Source organism: Rhodovibrio sodomensis (genome assembly GCF_016583645.1).
GTDB lineage: Bacteria > Pseudomonadota > Alphaproteobacteria > Kiloniellales > Rhodovibrionaceae > Rhodovibrio > Rhodovibrio sodomensis.
In genome coordinates, this window is the sequence record NZ_NRRL01000012.1 from 53,160 (window position 1) to 75,791 (window position 22,632).

The window sequence follows — 22,632 nt, forward strand, 5'->3', positions numbered from 1 at the left end:
AGGCCGCCGGAGGCGGCCGTGTCGAAGGAGCCCTCACGGGCGCCCACCGAGCACAAACGCCCCTACTCGCTCTTGCGCTTCGGCCGCAGCAGGTGGACGCTTTCGGGGTCGTACAGGTGGCTGTCGGCGAAGTCGTTGTCGCCCAGGACGCGCCCGACCATGACCAGCGCGGTGCGGGTGATCTTGGCCGCGCGCACCTTTTCCCGGATGTCCGACAGGGTGCCGCGGATCACCTGCTCGTCCGGCCAGGAGGCGCGGTAGATCACCGCCACCGGGCAGTCGGCGCCGTAGTACGGCGTCAGCGCCGCCTCGACGTAGCGCAGGTTGCGCACCGACAGGTGGATGGCGAGCGTGGCCCCGCTCTGCCCCAGCGTCTCCAGCTCCTCCCCGCTGGGCATCCCGGAGGACTTCATCGCCGTGCGGGTCAGGATCACCGTTTGCGAGATGTCGGGCAGCGTCAACTCCTTGCCGAGCGAGGCGGAGGCCGCGGCATAGGCCGGCACGCCGGGCACGATCTCATACGCGATGCCGGCGGCTTCCAGCCGGCGGATCTGCTCGGCGATCGCGCCGTAGAGCGAGGGATCGCCGGAGTGCACGCGCGCGACGTCCTGGCCCTCGGCGTGCGCGCGCTCGATCTCCGCCATGATCTCGTCCAGGTGCATCGAGGCGGTGTCGAGCACGCGCGCGCCCTCGGGCGCGCACGCGATCACCTCCGCCGGGACCAGCGAGCCCGCGTAGAGACATACCGGGCAGTGCTCGATACGGCGCTGGCCGCGCACGGTGATCAGGTCCGGCGCGCCCGGTCCGGCGCCGACGAAGTAGACGGTCACGCGGCGTCTCCCGACTGGTTGTTGGATGTCTGCTTCGCGGCATGGCCACCGCTTTCCGTGTGCTTCGCGGCGTAGCCGCGCGGCGTGTAAACCCACTGGCCCCCGTCGCCGCGCTGGATCGCGCGGCTGGTCGACGCGCCGATCAGCAGCACGGTCAGCATGTCGATCCGGGCCGGGTCCAGCTCGGCCAGCGTGGTGACAGTGACCCGCTCCTCCGGCCGGCCCAGCTGGCGGGCGATCACGACCGGCGTATCGCCCAGGCGATGCGCCGACAGGATCGCCTGCGCTTCGCCCAGCTGCCAGGTGCGCCGGCGGGAGACCGGGTTGTAGAGCGCGACCACGAAGTCGCCCGCGGCCGCGGCCTGCAGCCGCCGCTGGATCTGGTCCCACGGCGTCAGCAGGTCGGACAGCGAGATGGTGCAGAAGTCGTGGCCGATCGGCGCGCCGATCCGCGCGGCCGCCGCCTGCAGGGCGGAGATGCCGGGCACGACGCGCACCGCCACCCGGTTCCAGTCGGCGCGGTTTTCCCGCGCCAGCAGCTCGAACAGCGGGCTCGCCATGGCGTAGATGCCGGGATCGCCGGAGCAGATCAGCGCCACGTCCCGCCCCTGCGCGGCGAGGTCGAGGGCGTGGCCGGCCCGCGCCTCCTCCTCGCCCAGCTGGAAGTCATGGCGCGTCTTGCCGCCCGCCCGGTCGCCCAGCAGGTCGAGGTACAGGCTGTAGCCGACCAGGTCGCTCGCCCGGTCGACCGCATGCGCGGCTTCCGCGGTGCCCATCACCGGGTCGCCCGGGCCCAGACCGACCAGCGTCATCGAGCCGCGCTTGCGCCCGATCGCGCCCGCGTCCAGCGGGCCCGGCGCCTCGGCGACCGCGCAGGTCGCGCGCCGGCTCTTCCGCTTGGCAAGCCGCAGCCGGCCGTCGGCCCCGACGGCGGCGAGCGCCGCGCCCTCGGCGACGCCGTGGCAGCCGACCTCGCGGAAGACCGCCTCCGACGGCGTCGCCAGGCGCGGCGTCTCCGCCTGCAGGCGCGCGGCGTCGAAAAAGCGCGCGGGCGCGCCCAGCATGACGGCCGCGTCGTGCACCGCCGGCTCGTCCATCTTGACGTCGAGCGACACGACCGCCGCGACCGCGGCCTCCGCCAGGCCGGCCTCGGCCAGCGTGTCGCGCACCAGCTGGGTCAGCTCCTCAGGATCGCAGCCGCGCTCGCAGCCGACCCCGACGGCAAGCGCGCGCGGGTGATACACCAGCGCCGCCGTCCGGTCGCCAGGCGTCTCGACGCTGGCCGCGAGGTGCCAGGGCGCCTCCGCCGCCTGCGGCAGGCCCTGCAGCCAGTGCAGCGCCGGGTCGATCCGCACCCGCTCCCCGGACAGCAGGCCGGCGGCGACCTGCTTGGCCCGCGCCGGGTTGGCGAGCGTCCAGCCCGCCGGCGGCTCGTCCAGCGCGACCCCGAAGGCAAGGTCGCTGGCGGTCGTGACCGCCGGCAGGCTCTCCAGCGTGTCCGCGATCTCGCGCGCCAGCGCATTGGCCCCGCGGTGCCCGCCGAGCAGCGGGACGACGCTGGCGCCGTCCTCCCCGACCGCCAGGACCGGCGGCTCGGCGCGCTTGTCGCCCAGCACGGGACCCAACGCGCGCACCAGGATGCCGGCGGCGCACACGCCGACGATCGGCCGGCCCGCGGCGAACAGGCTGCGCAGCGTGGCGATCGTGTCGGAGAACGTGGCATCGGCGTCGTCGGCCCGGCCGGCGCGGCCCAGGACTTCGGCCCCCGGCAGGCCCTCGGCGATCCAGCGCGCGGTGCCCAGGCCGCGGCGGGTCAGCGCCAGGATGGCGGGCCGGCCCGCCTGCGTCGCCTCAAACACGCCAAGCCTCCCCGCGCGCGTGCAGCAGAATCATCGAGAAGTACGGCACGGCCGTGTCGTCGACCTCCGCGAGCGGCAGGATCCGCTGGGCGTCCATGGTCGCGCGCTCGACGTAGCGGGCGTGCTGGGTCAGGCCCAGTTCGTCCAGCACCTGGCGCACCTTGGCGAAGTGCCGGCCGAGCTTGATCAGCGCGGCGGCGTCGGTGGTCGCCAACTGGCGCTTCAGCTCCTCGGCCGCCAACGGCGCCGGGATCACCGACAGCACGTCATTGCGCGCGGCCAGCGGCGCGCCGAGCACCGCCGAGCAGGCGGTGAGCGAGGAGACGCCCGGCACCACCTCGACCGGATGGCGCTCCGCCATCCGCCCGAACAGGTACATGAACGAGCCGTAGAAGAAGGGATCGCCCTCGCACAGCACCGCGACCGTGCGCCCCGCCCCGAGGTGGGCGGAAATCTCGCCGGCGGCCCGGTCGTAGATCTCCTGGGCGGGGAAGCGCTGCACGCTCATCGGCATGCGGATCGCCATCTCCGCCTGGCCGCCCGGCAGGTGCGGGGCGACCAGCTTGCGCGCCAGACTCTCGCCCGCCTCGGGCGCCGGATAGGCGACCACGTCGGCTTCCTGCAACAGACGGTAGGCCTTCAAGGTGATCAGGTCGGGATCCCCGGGACCGATCCCGAGGCCGACCAGGCGGCCGCTCATGTGTTTGGTGTCTCCAAGGTTGCTCGTTGTTGTCTCTCACGCCGCCAACTGATCCCCCTCCTCCACTGGGAGGAGGGGCAAGGGGAGGAGGTAAGCGCGACATCGATGCCGCGGGCACCCTCCTCTCCCTAACCCTCTCCTCCCACGGGAGGAGAGGGGATGAGTTTGACGGCGCATCGGGGCGCGTGCCGCCCTCACCCCCATGGCTTCGCCGCCGTCAGCTGCGTCACCGCCATCAGCGGGCGCCAGCCGTGGTACGGGCCTATGGGATCCGCCCGCGAGACCTGCAGCCGGGTCAATTCGCCGCCGTGCTCGGCGTGCCAGGCGAGCAGCGCCGCCTCGCCCTCCAGCGTCACGGCGTTGGCAACCAGCCGGCCGCCGGGCTTCAGCGCCTGCCAGCAGGCCGGCAAGATGTCGCCCGCGTGCACCCCGCCGCCGACGAACACCGCGTCCGGCGCGTCGAGACCGGCGAGATCGTCCGGCGCCCGGCCGGCGACGATCTCCAGCCCCGGCGTGCCGAGCGCCAGCGCGTTGTCGGCGATCATCGCCAGGCGCTTCTGCCGCGGCTCCACAGCCGTTGCCGTCGCGCCGCGGGCCGCGCGCATCCATTCGATGCCGACCGACCCGCAGCCGGCGCCGACGTCCCAGAGGTGCTGTTCCGGGCCCGGCCGCAGAGCGGCGAGCGTCGCCGCGCGGACCTCCCGCTTGGTCAGCTGACCGTCGTGCTGGAACGCGTCGTCCGGCAGCCCGGGCGCGGTGCTCAGGACCTGCGCGCCCGCGCCCGGCCGGCAGTGCACCGCGACCACGTTGAGGTCGGCGATCTCGCCCGGATCCCAGTTTTCCGCCGTGCCGGCGACGATCCGCTCCTCGGCGCCGCCCAGGTGCGCCAACACCGCCAGCTTGGACGGGCCGAAGCCGCGGCGGGTCAGCACCTCCGCCACCTGCCCGGGGGTCTCCCGCCCTTCGCTCAGCAGCAGCAGGCGCGCGCCCGGCTGCACGAACGGCTGGATCAGCGCCGGCGGCCGGCCGTGCAGGGTCAGCGTGTCGACGTCGGCCTGCGCCCAGCCCAGCCGTGCGCAGGCGAGGTCGAAGGCGCTTGATTGCGGGCGCACGCGCACGCGCTCCGCGCCGAAGCGCCGGACCAGCAGGTTGGCGACGCCGTACCACAGCGGGTTGCCGGTGGCGAGCACCACGACCGGGCCCGCCGCGCTGCGCCGGTCGAGGGTATCGAACGCGTCCGTCAGCGGCTTCGGCCACGCCAGCCGCTGTGCGCCCGTGTCGGGCACCAGCGCCAGATGCCGGTCGCCGCCGACCAGCAAGTCCGCGGCCTCGACGATCCGGCGCGCGGCGGGCGCGAGGCCGTCCCAGCCGTCCTCGCCGATCCCGACGACCTCGATCACACGCGCGCTCACGACAGGCTCTCCGAGGCGAGCGCGTTGACGGCCGCGGCGGCGAGCGCGGAGCCGCCCTTCCGGCCCTTTAGCGCCAGGTAGGGCACGCCGTGGCCGCCTTGGCTCAGCGCCTGCTTGCTTTCCGCCGCGCCGACGAAGCCCACGGGGAACCCCAGGATCGCCGCCGGCTTGGGCGCGCCCTCCGCCAGCAGCTCCAGCAGGCGGAACAGCGCCGTCGGCGCGTTGCCGACCGCGACCACCGCGCCCGCCAGCCGGTCGCCCCAAAGGTCGACCGCGGCGGCCGAGCGGGTGGTGCCAAGTTCGGCCGCGCGGTCGGGCACGCGCGGATCCTGTAGGGTGCAGATCACCGCGTTGTCCGCCGGCAGACGGCTTCTGATCACCCCCTCGGCGACCATCCGGCAGTCGGCCAGCACCGGCGCGCCGTCCGCCAGCGCCTGCCGGGCCGCGGCGGCGAGAGCGTCGGACCAGACGAGGTCGTCCAGCAGCTCCGGCATGCCGCAGGCGTGCACCAGGCGCAGGGCGACCGATTCCAGATCCGCCGGCACACGCGACAGATCGCTGGCTTCGCGCACCTGGCGGAAGGACTCGGCGTAGATCGCCTTGGGATCGCGGAGGTAGTCCACGGGAGAGATATCCGTCTTCTTCTATGCCGGCGGCACCCTCCTCACCCTGGCCCTCTCCTCCCAGTGGAGGAGAGGGAACCCGCTTCGGCGGCCGTCGATACCGGCGATCAGCGCGGATGACGGGCGCTTCGGCGGGTCCCCTCTCCGCCCATGGGGGGAGAGGGACAGGGTGAGGTGGTTGCCCGCAACGCTCCGGGCGAAACCGCCCTCTAGCCCTGCCGCTTGCCCGGCTCGTCCGGGGTGCCGCCGGCCTGCGGGCCGGTGCGTGTCGAGAAGGTGGCGTGGGTCGAGTCCACCTTCAGGCCCTTCACCGCCTGCGGGCCCAGCGGGTGGTCCTTCTGCGGATAGGGGTGGTGATGGTGGTCGTGGTTGTGGCCATGGCCGTGCGCGTGCCCTTGCGCCGCTGCTTGGCCGTGATCGTGGCCGTTGCCCGCGTGCGCTTCGGCGTGCGCGTGAGCGTGGCTGTGCGCGGCCTCGGCGTGGGCCTGGGCGTGCTCGTGGTGATGGCCGTGCGCGTGGCCATGGTCATGCGCGTGGCCATGGTCATGACCGTGGCCGTTGGCGGCCGCGCCCTCGCCGGTGCCGATGCCCTCGACGTGGTGGTGGTGGCTTTCCTGCGGCAGGCCGACCTCATCCTCGAAGCCGAGGATCTGGTCGCGGTACTTGCACAACTTGCAGTTCATGTTGTTGTCGCCGGTCAGCATCTCCTGCACCCGGTCGGCGAACGCGTCGAGCACCAGCGGATGATCGGCCAGGTAGGGCGCCTTGATGACCTCGATATCCGGGTACTGCCCGGCGACCAGGTCGGCGTGGGCGTAGATCCGCCGGACCAGGACGCCGGTGAACAGGAAGTAGGGGAACACCACGATCCGCTTGAAGCCGAGCTTGGTGGCGTGCTCCAGCCCGACCTTGACGCCCGGGAAGGTGACGCCGGAGTAGGCGACCTCGCCCCAGCCGAAGCCCATGCCTTCCAGCACCAGCCGCATGCACTTGTGCACGTTGGCGTTGGCGTCCGGGTCGCTCGCGCCGCGGCCGACGAACATCAGCAGGGTCTGCTGGCGCTCCTCGCGCGAGAGGTGGCCGACGACTTCCTCGATCCGCTCGGCGCTGGCGCGGATCAACTTGGGATCGACGCCCAGATCGCGGGCGTAGGTGATCTGCATCTCCGGGTGCCGCGCCTCGTAGGTCGACAGCACGCTCGGGATGTCGTTCTTGGCGTGGCCGGCCGCGAACAGCATGCCCGGCACCGCCAGCACGCGCTTGGCCCCGCGCTGGCGCAGCTTGTCCAGCCCGTCGTTGATCACCGGGTTGGCGAACTCCAGGAAGCCGCTCTCGATATCGTACTCCGGCATCCGGGCGTGGATGCCGCGCCAGACCGACTGGAACTCCCGGATCGCGGCCTCGTCGCGGCTGCCGTGGCCGCAGACCATGATCGCCGTCTGCTCGCTCATCTATTTTCCTCCTCGAAATCTTGCGCTGGAGCCTAGCCGGTCGGCCGGTCCCAGCGCAAAGCGGTTGATCGCGGCCAAAAGCCTGCTAGGCATCGCCGCATGTTGATTCCCTGGCTCTCCGGCCATCCCGGCCCGTTCGCCCTGTTCAGCGTGCTGCTGCTCGCCTTCGCGCTCGACGCGGCGGTGGGCGATCCCGCGTGGCTGTACAAGCGCGTCTGGCACCCGGTGGTTGCAATCGGCAAGGCGATCGGCTGGGCGGAGGCGCGGCTGAACCGCGCAGGCGACGCGCCGCGCGCCCGCCGTTTCAGGGGCGGCGCGCTCGCGATCGCCGTGATCCTGGCCTGCGCGGCCGCGGGGTTCACGCTGACGCGGCTGCTCGCCTTCCCGTTCGGCTGGGTGGTGGAAGCCGCGATCGCCTCCAGCCTGCTCGCCTTTCGCGGGCTGTACGAGGCGGTCAAGACGGTCACGGTCGAGCTGGACAAGGGTCTGGCCCAGGGCCGGGGCGCGGTCGCCGACATCGTCGGCCGCGACCCCAACACGCTGGACGAACACGGCGTCGCCCGCGCCGCCGCGGAGAGCGCCGCGGAGAACTTCTCCGACGGCGTCGTGGCGCCGATCGGCTGGTTCGCGCTGTTCGGCCTGCCGGGGCTGTTCGCCTACAAGGCGATCAACACGCTGGACTCGATGATCGGCCACCGCAACGACCGCTACCGCGACTTCGGCCGCTGGGCCGCGCGGATCGACGACGCGGCGAACTGGCCGTTTTCCCGCCTGTCGGTCCTGGTGATCGCGCTCGCTTCCGTGGTCATCGGCGGCTCGAAGCCCTGGCGCGCGGTGATCTGCGCCTGGCGCGACGCGCCCAAGCACCGCTCGCCCAACGCCGGCTGGCCGGAAGCCGCCCTCGCAGGCGCCCTCGGCCTCGCGCTCGCAGGTCCCCGGATGTACGGCCGCGAGCGGGTCGACGACGCCTGGATGGGGGACGGCCGCGCCGAGCTCACGGTGCCCGACCTGAAACAGGTGCTGGACCTCTACGTCGCCAGCGGCGTCGTGATCGCGGGGCTGATCGCGGCCGGAGCGTTTTTCCTGTGAGGGACGGCCGTCGGGCGTGCCCCTTGTCCCCTCTCCGCCACCTGGGAGGAGAGGGTTAGGGAGAGGAGGTAGCTGGGGTATCGCAGCTTTCGCGCCGTTCCAAGCAGGACGGCTGTGCAGAGCCACCTCTCCCTGTCCCTCTCCCCCCAGTGGCGGAGAGGGAACCCGCCGACGCGCCGTGCGCCCCCCAAAACGTTCCGCGTATTCGGCCATCCCGCTACCCCGCATGGCGCGCGGCCTCCATCAGGGCGTCCAGGTCCAGACAGCTCTCCAGGTGCCCCGCCAGCCGGTCCAGCGTGGCCTCGACCTCCGCCGCGTAGGCGAGACCGCTCGCCGCGCGGTCCTTCAGGCGGGCGAGGAAGGCGTGGCGGAAGGCGTCGCTCGCGAACAGGCCGTGCAGGTAGCTGCCGAGCACACGGCCGTCCCCGGAAACGGCGCCGTCGGGCCGGCCGTTCAGGTCCAATAGCGGCCGGTCCAGCCCGGGCCCGGTGGTCCGGCCGATGTGCATCTCGTAGCCGTGCACGGGCGCCCCCGTCAGCCGGCAGCGCCCCTCCGCGGCGACCAGCTGCTTGTCGCCGGCGAGGTCGGTGTCGACCTCGAGCCAGCCCAGCCCCTGCGCCGTGCCGGCCGCGCCCTCGGTCCCGTGCGGGTCGGCGAGTGTGCGGCCCAGCATCTGATAGCCGCCGCACAGGCCCAGGATCCAGCCGCCGCGCCGGCGGTGGGCGGCGAGGTCCAGGTCCCAGCCCTGTTCCCGCATGACCTGAAGGTCCGCCAGCGTCGCCTTGGAGCCCGGCAGGACGACCAGGTCGGCGTCGCCCGGCAGGGCCCGGCCGCGCGGCACGAACGTGACCTCCACGTCCGGTTCGGCCGACAGCGGGTCCAGGTCGTCGAAGTTGGCGATCCGGGAGAGCATCGGCACCGCAACCTTGATCGCAGCCCCCGCGCGCGTCTCCGCCCGGCGGTTCTCCAGGCTCAGCGCGTCCTCCGCCGGCAGCTTGGCGGCCTCAGGGAAGAAGGTGACGATGCCGAACGAGCGCAGGCCGGTGTGATCCCCGATCACCCGGATGCCGCCGTCGAACAGCGAGGTGTCGCCGCGGAATTTGTTGATCAGGTAGCCCGCGATCAGCGGCCGCTCATGTTCGGGCAGCAGCGCCCAGGTGCCGACCAGGCTGGCGATCACGCCGCCGCGGTCGATGTCGCCGATCAACACGACCGGGCATTGGCTCGCCTCGGCGAAGCCCATGTTGGCGATGTCGCCGGCGCGCAGGTTGACCTCGCTGGCGCTGCCCGCGCCTTCCACCAGGACCAGCTCGGCGTCCGCGCGCAGCCGGCCATAGCTCGCCAGCACGTCGGGCAGCAGGTCGCCCTTGGTGCGCTGGTATTCGCGCGCGCCGGCGTTGCCGCGGACCTTGCCGTGGACGACGACCTGCGCGCCGACTTCCGTCTGCGGCTTGAGCAGCACCGGGTTCAGGTCGGTCGAGAGGTCGCAGCGCGCCGCGCGCGCCTGCAGCGCCTGCGCCCGCCCGATCTCCCCGCCGCCCGGCGTGACGGCGGCGTTGTTCGACATGTTCTGTGGCTTGAACGGGCGCACCTTGAGCCCACGGTTGGCGAATGCGCGCGCCAGACCCGCCACCAGCACGGACTTGCCGACGTCCGAGCCCGTGCCCTGGAACATGATCGCCGGGGCGGTCATGGCGCGCCGTCCTCCGAAGCCCGCGAGCTCACAGCGCCGGGAGAACAGTCGTGGCGGCGGGTCCCCTCTCCTCCACTGGGAGGAGAGGGATAGGGAGAGGAGGTAGCCCCGCCGTCAGGGACCGCGGCAACCTCCTCCCCTAGCCCCTCCTCCCATTGGAGGAGGGGAATCAGATGGGCGCGTCGGGACGCGTCCGGCTGGTTCACGCGCGCCACCACCTTAGAACTCGATCCCCTTCTGCGCCTTCACGCCGGCGCGGAAGGGGTGCTTGACCATGGTCATGTCGGTGACGAGGTCGGCGACCTCGATCAGCTCGTCCTTGGCGTTGCGGCCGGTGATGATGACGTGCAGGTCGTGCGGCTTCGCCTTCAGCGTCTCGACCACCTCGTCGATCGGCAGGTTGTCGTAGCGCAGCGGGATGTTGAGCTCGTCGAGCAGGAGCATGTCGAACGGCGGCGGCTCGCTGCGGCAGGCCTCGATCATCTCCTTGGCCTTGTCCCAGGCGGCGCGCGCGGCCTGGATGTCGCGCGCCCGGTTCTGGGTTTCCCAGGAGAAGCCCTCGCCCATCCGGTAGATCTCCACCTGGTCGGGGAACTTCTCCAGGGCGAAGCGCTCGCCGGTCTCCCACTTGCCCTTGACGAACTGGATCACGCCCACGCGCATGCCGTTGCCGATGGCGCGGAACACCAGGCCGAAGGCGGCCGTCGACTTGCCCTTGCCCTTGCCGGTGTGGACGATCGTCAGGCCCTTCTCGATCGTCTTCTCCGCCAGCATCTTGTCGCGCGCCTCTTTACGCTTGCGCGCCTTCTCGTTGTCGCGGGCGTAGGGATCGCCCCCACCACTTTCGTTTGGGCTCATCCCGTCCTGGTTCGTCCCGTCCTGGCTCATGCCACGTCCTCCGAGCTGCGGCCGGCCTTGATCTCTTCCAGCGACGGCCGTGTGGTGTTGCCTCTGGGTTGCCACAGGTCGCGGTCCTGGGCCTCCAGCAGGCGATCGGCGATGTCTGTGAGGGCTTCCGGGTTGTTCTCGTGTAGAAACTCCCGGACCTCGTCGTCGGCGAGGTAGGCGTCGAAGACGGCGTCGAAATGGTGGTCGCGCACCGCCTGCGCGGTCGCGGCGAAGGCGAACAGGTAGTCCACCGTCGCCGACATCTCGAAGGCGCCCTTGTAGCCGTGGCGCATCACACCCGCGATCCACTTCGGATTGACGACACGCGCGCGCACGACCCGGGCGACCTCCTCCTCGAGCGAGCGAATCTGCGGGCTCTCGGGCCGCGAATGGTCGTTGTGCCAGACCCGGGGCTGGTGGCCCGACAGGTGGCGGACGGTCGCGGTCAGGCCGCCCTCGAACTGGTAGTAGTCGTCGCTGTCGAGCAGGTCGTGCTCGCGGTTGTCCTGGTTGTGGACCACGCCCTCGACCGATCCTAGGCGCTCGGCGAACAGCGCGTGCTCCGCCGTGCCTTGGGTGCCGCCGCCGTAGGCGTAGCCGCCCCAGGCGAGGTAGGCGCGCGCGAGGTCACCGGTGTCCTGCCAGCCCTTCTCGTCGATCAGCGCCTGCAGGCCGGCGCCGTACGCGCCGGGCTTGGCGCCGAACACCCGGTGGCCGGCGCGGGTCCGCGCCACCTCCCGGTCGACGCCTTGATCCTCAAGGGCTTGGGCGTCGGCCTTGACCTTGGCGGCGAGCGGGTTCTGGTCCGCCGGCTCGTCCAGGTCGGCCACATCGCGGGCGGCGCTGTCGATCAGATCGATCTGGTGCGAGAAGGCGTCGCGGAAGAAGCCGGAGACGCGCAGCGTGACGTCCACCCGCGGCCGACCCAGCACCGACAGCGGCAGGATCTCGTAGCCGGTGACCCGGCGGCTGGCGGTGTCCCAGGTCGGCTGCACGCCCATCAGCGCCAGCACCTGCGCCAGGTCGTCGCCGCCGGTGCGCATGTTGGCGGTGCCCCAGGCGCTGATCGCCAGCGTCCTGGGCCACATGCCCTCCTCCTGCCGGTGGCGCTCCAACAGGCGCGTGGCCGACTTCCAGCCGAGCTGCCAGGCGGCCGGCGTGGGCACCACGCGGGTGTCGACGGAATAGAAGTTCCGGCCGGTGGGCAGCACGTCCAGGCGCCCGCGGGTGGGCGCGCCCGACGGCCCCGGCTCGACGAACCGGCCGTCCAGGCCGGTCAGGACGCCTTGCAGCTCGCGCGGGCCGCAGTCGGCCACGGCGGGACGGACGGTGGTCTCCAGCGTCGCCAGCACCGCCTGCGTGCGTGTCCAGCCATCCGCCGGCGTCCGCGCGCCCGCGACCAGCGCCTGCGCCAGCAGTTCCAGCCGCTCCACCGTGTCGCCGGTGGTGCGCCAGCTGCCCTCGCCCAGCCCGGCCAGCACGTCCGGACGCGGGCCGTCCCAGGGATCGCCGAAGGTGCAGTCCAGCGGGTCGAACGCCTCGCCAAGGCCGAGGTCGGTGCTGAGCGCCCGGATCAGGCTGGCGTCGCCGCCCTCCCCCTGGCCGCGCGGCAGGCGGGTCAGCGCGACCAGCAGGTCGGTTTGCAGCCGTCCCTCCGGCGCCTGCCCGAACACGTGCAGCCCGTCGCGGATCTGCATTTCCTTGAGCGCGCAGAGGTAGTTGTCGAGCTTGCCCAGCGCCGTCTCGGTGTCGTCGTCGCGCTGGATGCCGCAGTCCTGGTCCAGACCGGTCCGGGCGGAGAGGTCCAGGATCTCCCGGCCCAGCAGCTCCAGCCGGCGCGGGTCGACCCCGGCGGCCTCGTAGTACTCGTCGGCCAGGCGCTCCAGTTCGGCGAGCGGGCCGTAACTCTCCCCCCGGGTCAGCGGCGGGGTCAGGTGGTCGACGATCGCCGCCTGCGCCCGGCGCTTGGCCTGCGTCCCCTCGCCCGGGTCGTTGACGATAAAGGGGTAGAGATGGGGCAGCGGGCCCAGCGTGGCCTCGGGATAGCAGGTCTCGTCCAGCGCCAGCGCCTTGCCCGGCAGCCATTCCAGGTTGCCGTGCTTGCCCATGTGGATCGCCGCATCCGCGTCGAAGCCCTGGCGCAGCCAGGCGTAGAACGCGAAGTAGCCGTGCGGCGGCACCAGGTCCGGATCGTGGTAGGTCTGTTCGGGATCGACGTTGTAACCGCGCGCGGGCTGCAGGCAGATCGCCGTGTTGCCCTGGACGTACGCGGGCAGCGCGAAAGCGTCCCGGTCGGCCAGGAAGAACGGATCGCTCTCGGGATCGCCCCAGCGCTGCGTGACCTCGTCGCGCACCTGCTCGGGCAGCGCATCGAAGAACGCGCGGTAGGTCGCGAGGTCCAGCGTTTCGCGGATCTCCCGGCCGTCATGCGCCGCGTTGGTCGGACCCGCGGCGATCGTCTCGATCAGCGCGTTGCCACTTTCCGGGATGTCCCCGGTCGCGTAGCCGGCCGCGGCCATCGCGTGGAGCAGGTTCACCGTGCCCGCGGGCGTGTCCAGGCCGACCCCGTTGCCCATCCGCGCGTCGCGGTTCGGGTAGTTCGCCAGGATCACCGCAACGCGCCGGCTATCAGGCGTTTTATTCCGCAGGTTCAGCCAGTTGGCGGCCAGCCTTGCGGTGAAGCGCACGCGGCTTTCGACCGGCTGGTAGGCGACGACGGCGGTCTGCGTCTTGGGATCGAAGCGCGCTTCCGCCTTGAACGAGACGGCGCGGGACAGGATCCGCCCATCGACCTCCGGCAGGGCCACGTTCATCGCGATGTCGCGCGCGCCCAGGCCGTGCGTGCCCGCCCGCCAGGCCTGCTCCGTGCCGCCGGAGAAGACGACCTGCAGCACCGGCGCCTGAACCGCGTCGAACGGCGTCTCGCTGCGTTCCGCGCCCGGCTTGGAGACGGCGAAGCCGGTCGCGTTCAGCACCACGCCCGCGTTCGCTTGGGTCAGCAGGTGACGAACGGTATCGGCGCTGACCTGCTCCTTCAGGCTGGCGCAGAAGATCGGCAGGGCGTTGACGCCGGCGTCCGTCAGTTCCCGGATCAGCGCGTCGACCGGGGCCAGGTTCGCCGCCTGCACGTGCGCGCGGTAGAACACGATCGCCGCGACCGGCGCGTCCGCCCGCCAGTCGGCGCGCAGATCGTCCAGGCTCGGCGCCTCGCGGCCCGGCCAGTACAGGCCGGCGCGCAAGAGCGGCGCCGGCTCCGCCCAGTCGAAGCCGTCGCGGCCCGCCAGCTCCGCCGCGTAGCCGAGAAACGCGCGCGCGTTCGCCGGGCCGCCGTGGACGCAGTACTGCCACAGCCGGTGATAGGCGTCCTCGCTCACGCTCGAGCGCTGGGCGAGGTCGGCGTCCGGCTGGTCGTCGCCCGGCAAGAGGGCCAACTGGATACCGCGCGATTCGCAGAGCATCTGCAGCTGCTCGACGCCGTAGGGCCAGTAGGTCGCCCCGCCCAGCAGGCGGACCACGATCAGCCGCGCCCGGGCGCAGGTCTGCTCCAGATAAAGGTCGACCGACATGTTGTGGCCGAGCTGCATCAGGTTGGCCAGCCGCAGCTCCGGATAGGCGTCGCCCAGCTCGCCGCGCGCCTGCGCCAGATTGGCGAGCTCCGTGTCGGCGGCGGACAGCACGACGATCTCGCCCGGGTCCTGGCCCAGGTCGACCGCCTCCTGCCCGTCCTGCACGCCGCCCGGCGTGGCCTTGAGGAGATGCATGTCGGTTGTCCGTCGTTCCTTATCCGGCGGCGGGGAGTTCCACCCTCACCCTCCCACCGGCCTACGGCCGGCGGGCCCCGCCCTCTCCCATCACGGGAGAGGGGATGATTGCCGTTTCGGCGCGCCCGCTTACCCCCTCTCCCTCGAGGGGAGAGGGGGGCCCAAGGGCGCCAGCCCTTGGGAGGATGAGGGCGACTCCCGGTGCCGGGCGGGTTCTACGCGCCGCCCTTGACCGCCGCCTCGATCGCCGCGCGGTCGAGGCCGGTTTCGCCGATCACGACCAGGCGGCCGCCGCGCGGTTCGTCCGCGCGCAGCTCGCGGTCGTAGTAGTGCTGCAGGCGCCCGCCGACGCCCTGCAGCACCAGGCGCATCGGCTTGCCCTTGATGCTGGCGAAGCCCTTGACGCGCAGGATGCCGTGGGCTTCCAGCGCGGGCTGGATGCGGCCGACGATCTCCTGCGGGCTGGTCGGCTCGTCGAACGGAATCGCGAAGCTCTCGAAGTCGTCGTGGTCGTGCTCCGCCTCGCCGTCGTGGTGGGAGGGCCGGCCGGCCAGGTCGTCCTCGACGCCCGAGCCCAGGCCCAGCATGACTTCGGGATCGACCGCGCCGTGGGCCGCGCGCAGCAGCTTGGTGCCCGGGCGCAGCTTGGCCTTGAGATCCGCGACCACGGTTTCCAGCGCCTCGGCCGACAGCAGGTCGGTCTTGTTCAGGACCACGATGTCCGCGCAGTTGATCTGGTCCTCGAACACCTCCTCCAGCGGGCTTTCGTGGTCCAGCGCCGGGTCGCTCTCGCGCAGCGCCTGCACCTGCTGGGGCTGCGAGGTGAACAGCCCGTCGGCGACCGCCGGCGCGTCGATCACGGCGATCACGCCGTCCACGGTCGCGCGGGTGCGCACCTCCGGCCAGCCGAACGCCTGCACCAGCGGCTTGGGCAGCGCCAAGCCGGAGGTTTCGATCACGATGTGATCCGGTTTCTCGGCCCGGTTCACCAGCTTTTCCATCGTGGGCAGGAAGTCGTCGGCGACCGTGCAGCAGATGCAGCCATTGGCGAGTTCCAGCACGTCGTCGTCGGAGCAGCCCTCGATGCCGCAGCCCTTCAGGATCTCGCCGTCGACGCCCAGGTCGCCGAACTCGTTGATCACCAGCGCCAGACGCTTGCCGCCGGCGTTCTCCAGCAGGTGGCGGATCATCGAGGTCTTGCCGGCGCCGAGGAAGCCGGTGATCACGGTGGTCGGGATCTTGGTGGTCTGCGTGTCCGCGCTCGGCGCGGCGGGACGGGTGCTGCCGTCGTCGGGGCTGGTCATGGCGATCTGGCTCGTTCGGTGTCGTGGATGGGTCAGGTGTGCGCGGTGTCTTTGAGCGTCTGCGGCAGCCCGGCGGTAACGAACAGGACGCGCCCGGCCACGGCCGCGACCGCCTGATGCAGGCGGCCGGCCTCGTCCGCGAAGACGCGCGCCAGCTTGTTGTCCGGGATCACGCCCTGGCCGACCTCGTTCGAGACCAGCACGGCCGGGCCGCGCAGCTCGGCCAGCGCGTCGCACAGGCGGGCCCGTTCGGCCGCCGCGTCGCGCTCGTGGCCCAGCAGGTTGGACAGCCACAGCGTCAGGCAGTCGACCAGGACGGTACGCTCCGGCCCGGCCGCGTGCGCCAGGGCGCCCGGCAGGTCGAGCGGCGCCTCGACCGTCGACCAGCGGCTGCCGCGCCGGGCCCGATGCTCGGCGATCCGGCGCGCCATCTCGCTGTCGTGCGCCTCGGCGGTGGCGAGGTAGACGCACGCACCCGGCTGCGCCTCGACCAGCCGTTCGGCATAGGCGCTCTTGCCCGAGCGCTGGCCGCCCAGCACCAGCGTTGCGCGCACGGTTTCCGTGGGCGCGGTCATGCGCCTGTCCGGTCGAAAAGGGTCATGCGGCCCGAGCTTCCCTGCCTTCAAGCGCTCAGGCCAGCGCGGACGACCGCGATTCAGCCGCCGGCGCCGCGAACACGGCGCCGGTGGGTCGCGCACCGCCGGTTGCCCCGCCCGGCGGCGTCCGCGTTGGCGCGGAAATGGACCGGCGGCAGGTCTCCTGGCTCGCGCACTGCGACCCCTGTGCTGCCAGGAGCCGCGCGCCCTGCCCGCCTTCCCGGCCGCGCCTTAAATCTAGGGCGGCCAGTGGCTTAACAACGGCAGAGCGCCCGGTGCGCTTACAGTTGCGGGGACAGCCGGGGCCTTGGCGACCGCAGCCGCCGCACCCCGTTCCCTCTTGATCCCGGGACATGAGCCCCGGGAACCGCCGGTGGTGTCTGAAACGCGAGCCTAGGACAGCGCGCCCGCCGGTACAAGCTGGCGTTTCGCGGCGGCTGCGCCCATGCATCTTATCTCCTCACCTCCACTGGGAGGAGAGGGCCAGGGAGAGGAGGTTGCCCGCGGCATCACTGCCCGGGGTTTCGATGCCCGCGGCATCAGCGCCCGTGGCGCCTCCTCCCCTCGCCCCGTTTCCCAGTTGAGCTGGGGAATCAGGTGGGTCAGACGAGCAAGACAGAGCCCGTCCCCGCCTTAAACCGCGCTGGCGTGACGGCGCTGGCCGTTGTTTTCGAGGTAGGCGTCGAACACGCTGGCCGCCGTGCGCAGCAGCGGCCGGGCGCACTCCAGGACGGTGATCCGGCTGCCGCTGATCCGCAGCAGGCCGTCCTGCTCCATCTCGCGGAGCTGGCGGATCGCGGGGTCGAACACGCTTGCCTCGGCGCCGTGGCGCGCGGCGACCTCGCCCACGTCCACCGTCATGAAGCACATCAGCTGCTCGATCGCGTCCGAGCGCATGGCATCGTCCGGGCCAACCTCGACCCCCTTCGCCGTGGGCAGCCGGCCGTCCTTGATCGCCGCGGCGTAGTTCGGGACATCCTTGTGGTTCTGGATGTAGCCCTGCGGTGTCTTGCCGATCGCGGACGCGCCCAGGCCCAGCAGGGCCGGCGCGAGGTCGGTGGTGTAGCCCTGGAAGTTGCGGTGCAGCCAGCCCTCGCGCAGCGCCTCGGCCATCGAATCGGTCGGCTTGGCGAAGTGGTCCAGGCCGATCGGCCAGTAGCCGGCGCCGACCAGCCAGTTGGCGGCCTCGCGGTATTGCTGCCAGCGCGCCTCGGTGCCCGGCAGGGCGGCTTCCGGGATCAGCTTCTGGTGCTTCTTCATCCACGGCACGTGGGCGTAGCCGAATACCGCCACCCGGTCGGGCGACAGCTCGAGGTTCCGCCGCACCGTTTCCTGGAGGTCGTCGATGCCCTGGTACGGCAGGCCGTACATCAGGTCGAGGTTGAGCTTGTCGACACCGTGCTTGCGCAGCAGCTCGACGCAGCGGGTCGTGGTCTCGTGCGACTGGATGCGGTTGATCGCGTCCTGGACCTTCGGGTTGACGTCCTGGACGCCGATCGAGGCGCGCGTCAGCCCGGCCTCGGCGAACGCCGCGATGGTGTCCTCCGACAGGCCGCGCGGGTCGATCTCGACCGCGATCTCGGCATCCACGCGGACGTCGAAGTTGTGGCGCAGGCGGGCGAACACCCGGCGCACCTGCTCGGCGCTCAGGATCGTCGGGCTGCCGCCGCCCAGGTGAATCTGCGAGACCTGCCGGCGCGCCCCGATCGACCGGGCCACCATGTCGATCTCCTGCAGCAGCAGGTCGACGTAGCGGGCCACCGGCTCCGGCCGGTTGACCACCGTGGTATTGCAGCCGCAGAACCAGCACAGGCTGTCGCAGAACGGCACGTGCAGATAGAGCGACAGCGGCGCTCCGTCCGGCAGGTCGCGCAGCCACGCGGCGTAAACCTCCGGCGAGACCCGCTCGCTGAAGTGCGGCGCGGTCGGATAGCTGGTGTAACGCGGCACGCGCCCGTCGTATTTTTCGAGCAACTCGGTCGTGGCGAGCTCCACCGTATCGGCGGGCGCGGCGGTGACGGGGTCGGGAAACTCGGTGATCGTGCTCATATTTGGACGCCACCACGACCAGGCATCGGTGTCGTTGATGTACCTCAAGCCAGATTGAGGGCGCGGAGGTCTCCGGCCGCACGCAACCGAGCCGGCCACGCTCCGATATTGCCGGGGAGGCTGGAACCCGGCCGTGACCGGCGTCAGAGACCGCCCCAGACGCCTGCCCAGGCGTCGGGTAGCGTCAGGGAGGCGGCCGACGACCTCGCCAAGCAGTCGGAAGGGCTGAAAGCGGCGGTCGACACGTTCCTGGCCGAGATCCGCGCCGCCTAAGGCGGAATGCCGGAAGGCGCAGGTCGCGGAGGCTGCCAGCGCTCACACCACGGACCGGAGGCCGGAAGGCGCAAGCGCCTTCCGGCCTTTCTCGTTACACGTCGGCGGGCGCGTCGATCTCGGTGTCGGCGCTGCTGAGCACGCGCTTGCGCAGCTCCTGCAGCGCGCGGTGCTCGATCTGGCGCACCCGCTCCTTGGAGATGCCCAATTCCTCGCCCAGTTCGGCGAGCGTGGTCGACTGCTCCTTGAGGTGGCGTTCGCGGATGATGTGCTGCTCGCGCGCCGGCAGGGCGGTCAGCGCGGCTTTCAGCCACTTGCCGCGGGTCGCGTTGTCGCGCGATTTCTGCACCATGTCTTCCGGCGACGGCCCGTCGTCGACCAGCAGGTCCTGCCACTCCGACGAGCCGTCCTCGCCCAGCGGCGCATTCGCCGACTGGTCGGGACCGGACAGGCGCGCTTCCATGTTCTCCACCTGGTTCAGCTGCACCTTGAGTTCGCTCGCGATCTTGTCGCGGGCGTCGGCGTCGCTGGTGGTGCCGTCGGCGCTGGCGATTTTCGCGCGCAGCCGCCGCAGGTTGAAGAACAGGGCCTTTTCCTGCGTGGTCGTGCCCAAGCGGACCATCGACCAGTTGCGCAGCACGAAGTCCTGGATCGCCGCCCGGATCCACCAGACCGCATAGGTGGAAAAGCGCACCTCGCGCTGGTGGTCGAAGCGCGCGGCGGCCTGCATCAGGCCCAGATTGCCCTCCTGCAGCAGGTCGGACATGTTCAGCCCGTAGCCGCGGTAGGCGGTCGCCTGACTCACGACGAGACGGTGGTGAGCACTCACCAGTTCGTGCAGGGCCTCTTCGTCGCGTTGCTCGGCCCAGCGTGTGGCGAGGTCAGTCTCGCGCTCGCGGGACAGCAAGGGAGCCTTCATCGCCTCGCGGATGAATCGCTGCGTGGCGGCTTGGCTGTCTAAGATCTCGCTGGACACCATCGCTACTATCCTGCTGTTGAAGATCAGCCCGTCGTGCCCGCCTGACGCCAGCTGTGTGCGTCTCTATGCTGGCTTACGCGCCCCCGCCCCCACTGGATCGTTTGGACCCCTAAAAAGATCACATATCCACGAAGTAATTCAAAATGCGACCGAACGGCCCGGTCATCTTCAGCGGCGCGTCGGTCACCGCCAGGCAGATGCAGTCGCACTCCTGCCCGGCGACCGGCTGGTGGGTGACATCATCGTCCGCGACCGAGACGTCGCCGCGGGCATACCGCCCGGTCGAGTCGGTGAAGCTGCCCTCCAACACCAGGGTATACTCAGCACCGTCGTGGGTGTGCTGAGGAATCCGCGAGCCGGCCGTGATCCGCAGCAGCCGGGTCTTGTAGCCCGGATAGTCCGGCAGCAGGTCGAGTTCGGCCACGCTGCCGCCGCGCTGGCGCCACGACGCCGTCTCCCCGACCCGGGCCAGATAGTCGCGCAGCGGCGTCGGCACGTCGGCGGCAATCCGCACGCCCTCGGGCAGCGCCGCCCGGGTGCGCGCCGCATCGTCGACCGGCGCGGCGGCCGTGCCGCCGTCGGGCACCACCGGCGTGCCCGCCTCGATCCGCGCCATCACGCTGTCGAACGCGTCGTCGGCCATCGGCTCCGGCGCGCTCGCCGCCAGCAGCGCGCCGCCAACGTCCTCGTAAAAGCGCACCGTCTGTCGGCTTTCCGGCTTCAGCGCGATGTGGGTCGCCACCAGGAGCGACAACGGCTCGGACAGGTTGCCGGCCGCGTACTCCTGCAGCAGGTCGTCGGGTGCGAGATGCTCCGCCATCTATGCTGTTTCCTCCAGCAACGTCCTCAGTCTTGAAAGCGCGAGACGGAGCCGCGACTTGACGGTGCCCAGCGGCAAATCGAGCTCCTCGGCGATCGTGCTGTGCGACTTGTCCTCGAAGTATGACAGACGGAGCAGTCGGGCCTGCTCCTCGGGCAGGCGCTCGACGGCGGAGCGCAGCAGCTCCTGGCGCTGGCCCGCCTCGACCTGCTGGTCCGCCGGCGTTTCCGGCTCCGGGGCAATGGCCGGGTCGTCGGGATCCAGTTCCGGCCGCCTGTCGCGGCGGATCGCATCGATCCGTTTGTTCCGCGCGATCGTGAAGATCCACGTACTGGCCCCGGCCTGCCGGCGGTCGTACAGCTGCGCCCGGCGCCAGACCGTCAGCATCACCTCCTGCGCCAACTCCTCCGCCTGCTGATCCTCGGCGCCCAGGCGGCGGAGGTACGACTTCACCCGCGGGGCGAAATGGGCGAACAGCCGCTTGAACGCCTGCCGGTCGGGCCCGGCGGCGAGTGCATCCAACAGATCGGCGGCCAAGGTGGGCGTAAGCTCGCCCATGTCGTCGGCTTTCGGGTCCATACCGTTTTGTACGAGCCCACCGCCCGACGCCACAACCCAAGAGCAGCCAAGCTGGCCAGGTTGATGCACGTCCTTAGCGTGGTCGAGGTTCATGCCGCAGCGTCCGGTCTGCTCCGTCCGAAACTGCCTACGCCAGCGGGAACCGGGCGGATCATTCGGCGTGGCGGATTCTTGACACTGCGCACACGATTTCGTGAGCGTCAGCGCCACCGCAGTCGCGGTGCCGCGCCCGGCGCACGGGCGGGCGACCGGCGATCCGGGTGATCCGGCCTTGTTTGCCGCGCGTATTGAAGGCACAAGCGTGAACGGTGTGTTGTGCGCGCGCCCGCCGCTTGCGGACCGGCGCGTGGGGCCGGGCGCGGGTCCACTGTCACGCCAACCCTTTCCATCCAGGCTGGAGTTGGAATGCATATCGCCGTCGTCGGAAGCGGGATCGCCGGTCTCGGCGCGGCCTGGGCCCTTTCACGCAGCCACGACGTCACCGTCTTCGAGGCCGAGCCGCGCCTGGGCGGCCACGCCAACACAATGGACGTCACCTGGCCCGACGGCACGACCACCGCCGTCGACACCGGCTTCATCGTCTACAACCCGCGCAACTACCCGCATCTGATCCGGCTGTTCGACCGGCTGGGCGTGCCGACCGAGGGCTCGGACATGTCGTTCGGGGTGTCGCTGGGCGGCGGCCGGCTGGAATACGCCGGCAGCCCGAAAGGCCTGGTGGCGCAGCCGTCGAACCTGCTGAAGCCGTCGTACTGGTCGATGGTGCGCCAGATCCTGCGCTTTTACCGCGAGGCGCCGGCGCTGCTGGCATTGGACCCGCAGGACCCGGCGGCGATGCAGCCGCTGGGCGACTATCTGCAAGACCACGGCTACGGCGCCAGCTTCACCTACGACCACCTGCTACCGATGGCGGCGGCGATCTGGTCGTGCCCGGTCGACGCGGTGATGCGCTTTCCGGTGCGCAGCTTCGTGCAGTTCCTGGACAACCACGGCCTGATGCTGATCCGCGGCCGGCCGCAATGGCGCACGGTGTCCGGCGGCAGCCGTGCCTACGTCCGCCGGATCGCAGAGGCGGTCGGCCGCCGGCGGTTCCAGGTCGCCACGCCGGTGCGCCGGCTGACCCGCGACCAGACCGGCGTGAGCGTGACCACCGACGCCGGGCCGCAGCGCTTCGACCAGGTCGTGCTCGCCACCCACGGCGACCAGGCGCTGGCGATCCTGGGCGACGACGCCACCGACGCCGAGCGGCGGACGCTGGGCGCGTTCGGCTACGAATCCAACCGCACCTTCCTGCACGATGATCCCGCGCTGATGCCCCGGCGCCGGGCGGTCTGGTCGTCCTGGAACTACCTGGGCGACGGCGCGCAGGACGCCGGTGCCAAGGTGTCGGTCACCTACTGGATGAACCGGCTGCAGAACCTGCCCGGCCACGACCTGTTCGTCTCGCTCAACCCGCTGCAGGCCCCGGCGGACGGCCGGGTGCACGCCGACCTGACCTACAGCCATCCGATCTTCGACGGACCCGCCATCGCCGCGCAGGGGCGCCTGCCCCATATCCAGGGCGTGCTCAACACCTGGTTCTGCGGCAGCTACTGCGGCTACGGCTTCCACGAGGACGGCCTTGAGGCGGGCCTCGCGGTCGCCGCGGCCTTGGGCGCGCCCGCGCCCTGGGCGGACGAGGTGACCGCGGCGAGCCCGGCGGCCCGCTGCGCCGACGGCGCGCGGC

Annotated in this window: 17 protein-coding genes and 1 riboswitch; of the genes, 2 read left to right on the plus strand and 15 right to left on the minus strand. The window is 71.5% G+C overall.

Going from position 1 to position 22,632, the window contains the following annotated elements; genetic code table 11:
* Positions 1 to 62 precede the first annotated feature (62 nt).
* The 6 genes from cobM to CKO28_RS07435 all read right to left on the minus strand — a co-directional run bounded on the left by cobM (position 63) and on the right by CKO28_RS07435 (position 6,875).
* Positions 63 to 830 (minus strand): precorrin-4 C(11)-methyltransferase, encoded by a 768-nt coding sequence (cobM, locus tag CKO28_RS07410; protein ID WP_200339992.1) that lies wholly within the window; start codon positions 828 to 830, stop codon positions 63 to 65.
* Positions 827 to 2,689, minus strand: a complete 1,863-nt coding sequence (cobJ, locus tag CKO28_RS07415) for a precorrin-3B C(17)-methyltransferase (RefSeq protein WP_200339993.1) — start codon at positions 2,687 to 2,689, stop codon at positions 827 to 829. Before cobJ ends, cobM begins: the two co-directional genes overlap by 4 nt.
* Positions 2,682 to 3,389 carry a precorrin-2 C(20)-methyltransferase gene (locus CKO28_RS07420; protein WP_200339994.1) on the minus strand — a complete coding sequence of 236 codons (708 nt, stop codon included), beginning with the start codon at positions 3,387 to 3,389 and terminating at the stop codon, positions 2,682 to 2,684. Before CKO28_RS07420 ends, cobJ begins: the two co-directional genes overlap by 8 nt.
* A gap of 194 nt (positions 3,390 to 3,583) precedes the next feature.
* The gene (gene cbiE, locus CKO28_RS29055) at positions 3,584 to 4,801 is read right to left on the minus strand and encodes a precorrin-6y C5,15-methyltransferase (decarboxylating) subunit CbiE (RefSeq protein WP_338050069.1); all 1,218 of its coding nucleotides are present in this window, start codon (positions 4,799 to 4,801) and stop codon (positions 3,584 to 3,586) included.
* Complete coding sequence (locus CKO28_RS07430) at positions 4,798 to 5,424, minus strand: precorrin-8X methylmutase (protein WP_200339995.1); 627 nt, start codon at positions 5,422 to 5,424, stop codon at positions 4,798 to 4,800. Before CKO28_RS07430 ends, cbiE begins: the two co-directional genes overlap by 4 nt.
* A 209-nt stretch (positions 5,425 to 5,633) precedes the next feature.
* A complete protein-coding gene (locus CKO28_RS07435) occupies positions 5,634 to 6,875 on the minus strand; it encodes a sirohydrochlorin chelatase (RefSeq protein WP_200339996.1) in 1,242 nt (413 codons plus the stop codon).
* Positions 6,876 to 6,974: 99 nt separating this feature from the next.
* Between CKO28_RS07435 and cbiB the strand changes: the two genes are divergently transcribed.
* A complete protein-coding gene (gene cbiB, locus CKO28_RS07440) occupies positions 6,975 to 7,964 on the plus strand; it encodes an adenosylcobinamide-phosphate synthase CbiB (protein WP_200339997.1) in 990 nt (329 codons plus the stop codon).
* Between the two features lie 217 nt (positions 7,965 to 8,181).
* Here the strand turns inward: cbiB and CKO28_RS07445 are convergent, their stop codons facing one another.
* From CKO28_RS07445 to CKO28_RS07485, 9 genes are all read right to left on the minus strand, one after another.
* Positions 8,182 to 9,657 (minus strand): cobyric acid synthase, encoded by a 1,476-nt coding sequence (locus CKO28_RS07445; protein WP_200339998.1) that lies wholly within the window; start codon positions 9,655 to 9,657, stop codon positions 8,182 to 8,184.
* 219 nt (positions 9,658 to 9,876) lie between these two features.
* A complete protein-coding gene (gene cobO / locus CKO28_RS07450) occupies positions 9,877 to 10,545 on the minus strand; it encodes a cob(I)yrinic acid a,c-diamide adenosyltransferase (RefSeq protein ID WP_437127616.1) in 669 nt (222 codons plus the stop codon).
* The gene (cobN, locus tag CKO28_RS07455; RefSeq protein WP_200339999.1) at positions 10,542 to 14,306 is read right to left on the minus strand and encodes a cobaltochelatase subunit CobN; all 3,765 of its coding nucleotides are present in this window, start codon (positions 14,304 to 14,306) and stop codon (positions 10,542 to 10,544) included. The genes cobO and cobN overlap by 4 nt, the downstream gene beginning before the upstream one ends.
* A gap of 215 nt (positions 14,307 to 14,521) precedes the next feature.
* Complete coding sequence (cobW, locus tag CKO28_RS07460) at positions 14,522 to 15,610, minus strand: cobalamin biosynthesis protein CobW (protein WP_200340000.1); 1,089 nt, start codon at positions 15,608 to 15,610, stop codon at positions 14,522 to 14,524.
* 32 nt (positions 15,611 to 15,642) lie between these two features.
* Complete coding sequence (gene cobU, locus CKO28_RS07465; protein ID WP_200340001.1) at positions 15,643 to 16,185, minus strand: bifunctional adenosylcobinamide kinase/adenosylcobinamide-phosphate guanylyltransferase; 543 nt, start codon at positions 16,183 to 16,185, stop codon at positions 15,643 to 15,645.
* Between the two features lie 157 nt (positions 16,186 to 16,342).
* Positions 16,343 to 16,593: riboswitch (cobalamin riboswitch) on the minus strand.
* Positions 16,594 to 16,839: 246 nt separating this feature from the next.
* On the minus strand, positions 16,840 to 18,255 hold the full coding sequence (hemN, locus tag CKO28_RS07470; protein WP_200340002.1) for an oxygen-independent coproporphyrinogen III oxidase: 1,416 nt from the start codon (positions 18,253 to 18,255) through the stop codon (positions 16,840 to 16,842).
* Between the two features lie 367 nt (positions 18,256 to 18,622).
* Positions 18,623 to 19,507, minus strand: coding sequence for an RNA polymerase factor sigma-32 (locus tag CKO28_RS07475; protein ID WP_200340003.1), 885 nt, complete (start codon positions 19,505 to 19,507; stop codon positions 18,623 to 18,625).
* Between the two features lie 118 nt (positions 19,508 to 19,625).
* Positions 19,626 to 20,327, minus strand: coding sequence for a ChrR family anti-sigma-E factor (locus CKO28_RS07480; protein ID WP_200340004.1), 702 nt, complete (start codon positions 20,325 to 20,327; stop codon positions 19,626 to 19,628).
* Positions 20,328 to 20,906, minus strand: coding sequence for a sigma-70 family RNA polymerase sigma factor (locus CKO28_RS07485; protein ID WP_242480399.1), 579 nt, complete (start codon positions 20,904 to 20,906; stop codon positions 20,328 to 20,330).
* 405 nt (positions 20,907 to 21,311) lie between these two features.
* Here CKO28_RS07485 and CKO28_RS07490 point away from each other — a divergent pair.
* On the plus strand, positions 21,312 to 22,632 hold a 1,321-nt coding region (locus CKO28_RS07490; RefSeq protein WP_200340005.1), incomplete at its 3' end, for an NAD(P)/FAD-dependent oxidoreductase.

Bases quoted from the DNA above. Each gene is read 5' to 3' on its own strand.
- CKO28_RS07420 (WP_200339994.1), bottom strand. From the start codon at position 3,389: ATGAGCGGCCGCCTGGTCGGCCTCGGGATCGGTCCCGGGGATCCCGAC.
- CKO28_RS07435 (WP_200339996.1), bottom strand. From the start codon at position 6,875: ATGAGCGAGCAGACGGCGATCATGGTCTGCGGCCACGGCAGCCGCGAC.
- cbiB (WP_200339997.1), top strand. From the start codon at position 6,975: ATGTTGATTCCCTGGCTCTCCGGCCATCCCGGCCCGTTCGCCCTGTTC.
- CKO28_RS07445 (WP_200339998.1), bottom strand. From the start codon at position 9,657: ATGACCGCCCCGGCGATCATGTTCCAGGGCACGGGCTCGGACGTCGGC.
- cobO (WP_437127616.1), bottom strand. From the start codon at position 10,545: ATGAGCCAGGACGGGACGAACCAGGACGGGATGAGCCCAAACGAAAGT.
- cobN (WP_200339999.1), bottom strand. From the start codon at position 14,306: ATGCATCTCCTCAAGGCCACGCCGGGCGGCGTGCAGGACGGGCAGGAG.
- cobW (WP_200340000.1), bottom strand. From the start codon at position 15,610: ATGACCAGCCCCGACGACGGCAGCACCCGTCCCGCCGCGCCGAGCGCG.
- cobU (WP_200340001.1), bottom strand. From the start codon at position 16,185: ATGACCGCGCCCACGGAAACCGTGCGCGCAACGCTGGTGCTGGGCGGC.
- hemN (WP_200340002.1), bottom strand. From the start codon at position 18,255: ATGAGCACGATCACCGAGTTTCCCGACCCCGTCACCGCCGCGCCCGCC.
- CKO28_RS07475 (WP_200340003.1), bottom strand. From the start codon at position 19,507: ATGGTGTCCAGCGAGATCTTAGACAGCCAAGCCGCCACGCAGCGATTC.
- CKO28_RS07480 (WP_200340004.1), bottom strand. From the start codon at position 20,327: ATGGCGGAGCATCTCGCACCCGACGACCTGCTGCAGGAGTACGCGGCC.
- CKO28_RS07485 (WP_242480399.1), bottom strand. From the start codon at position 20,906: ATGGACCCGAAAGCCGACGACATGGGCGAGCTTACGCCCACCTTGGCC.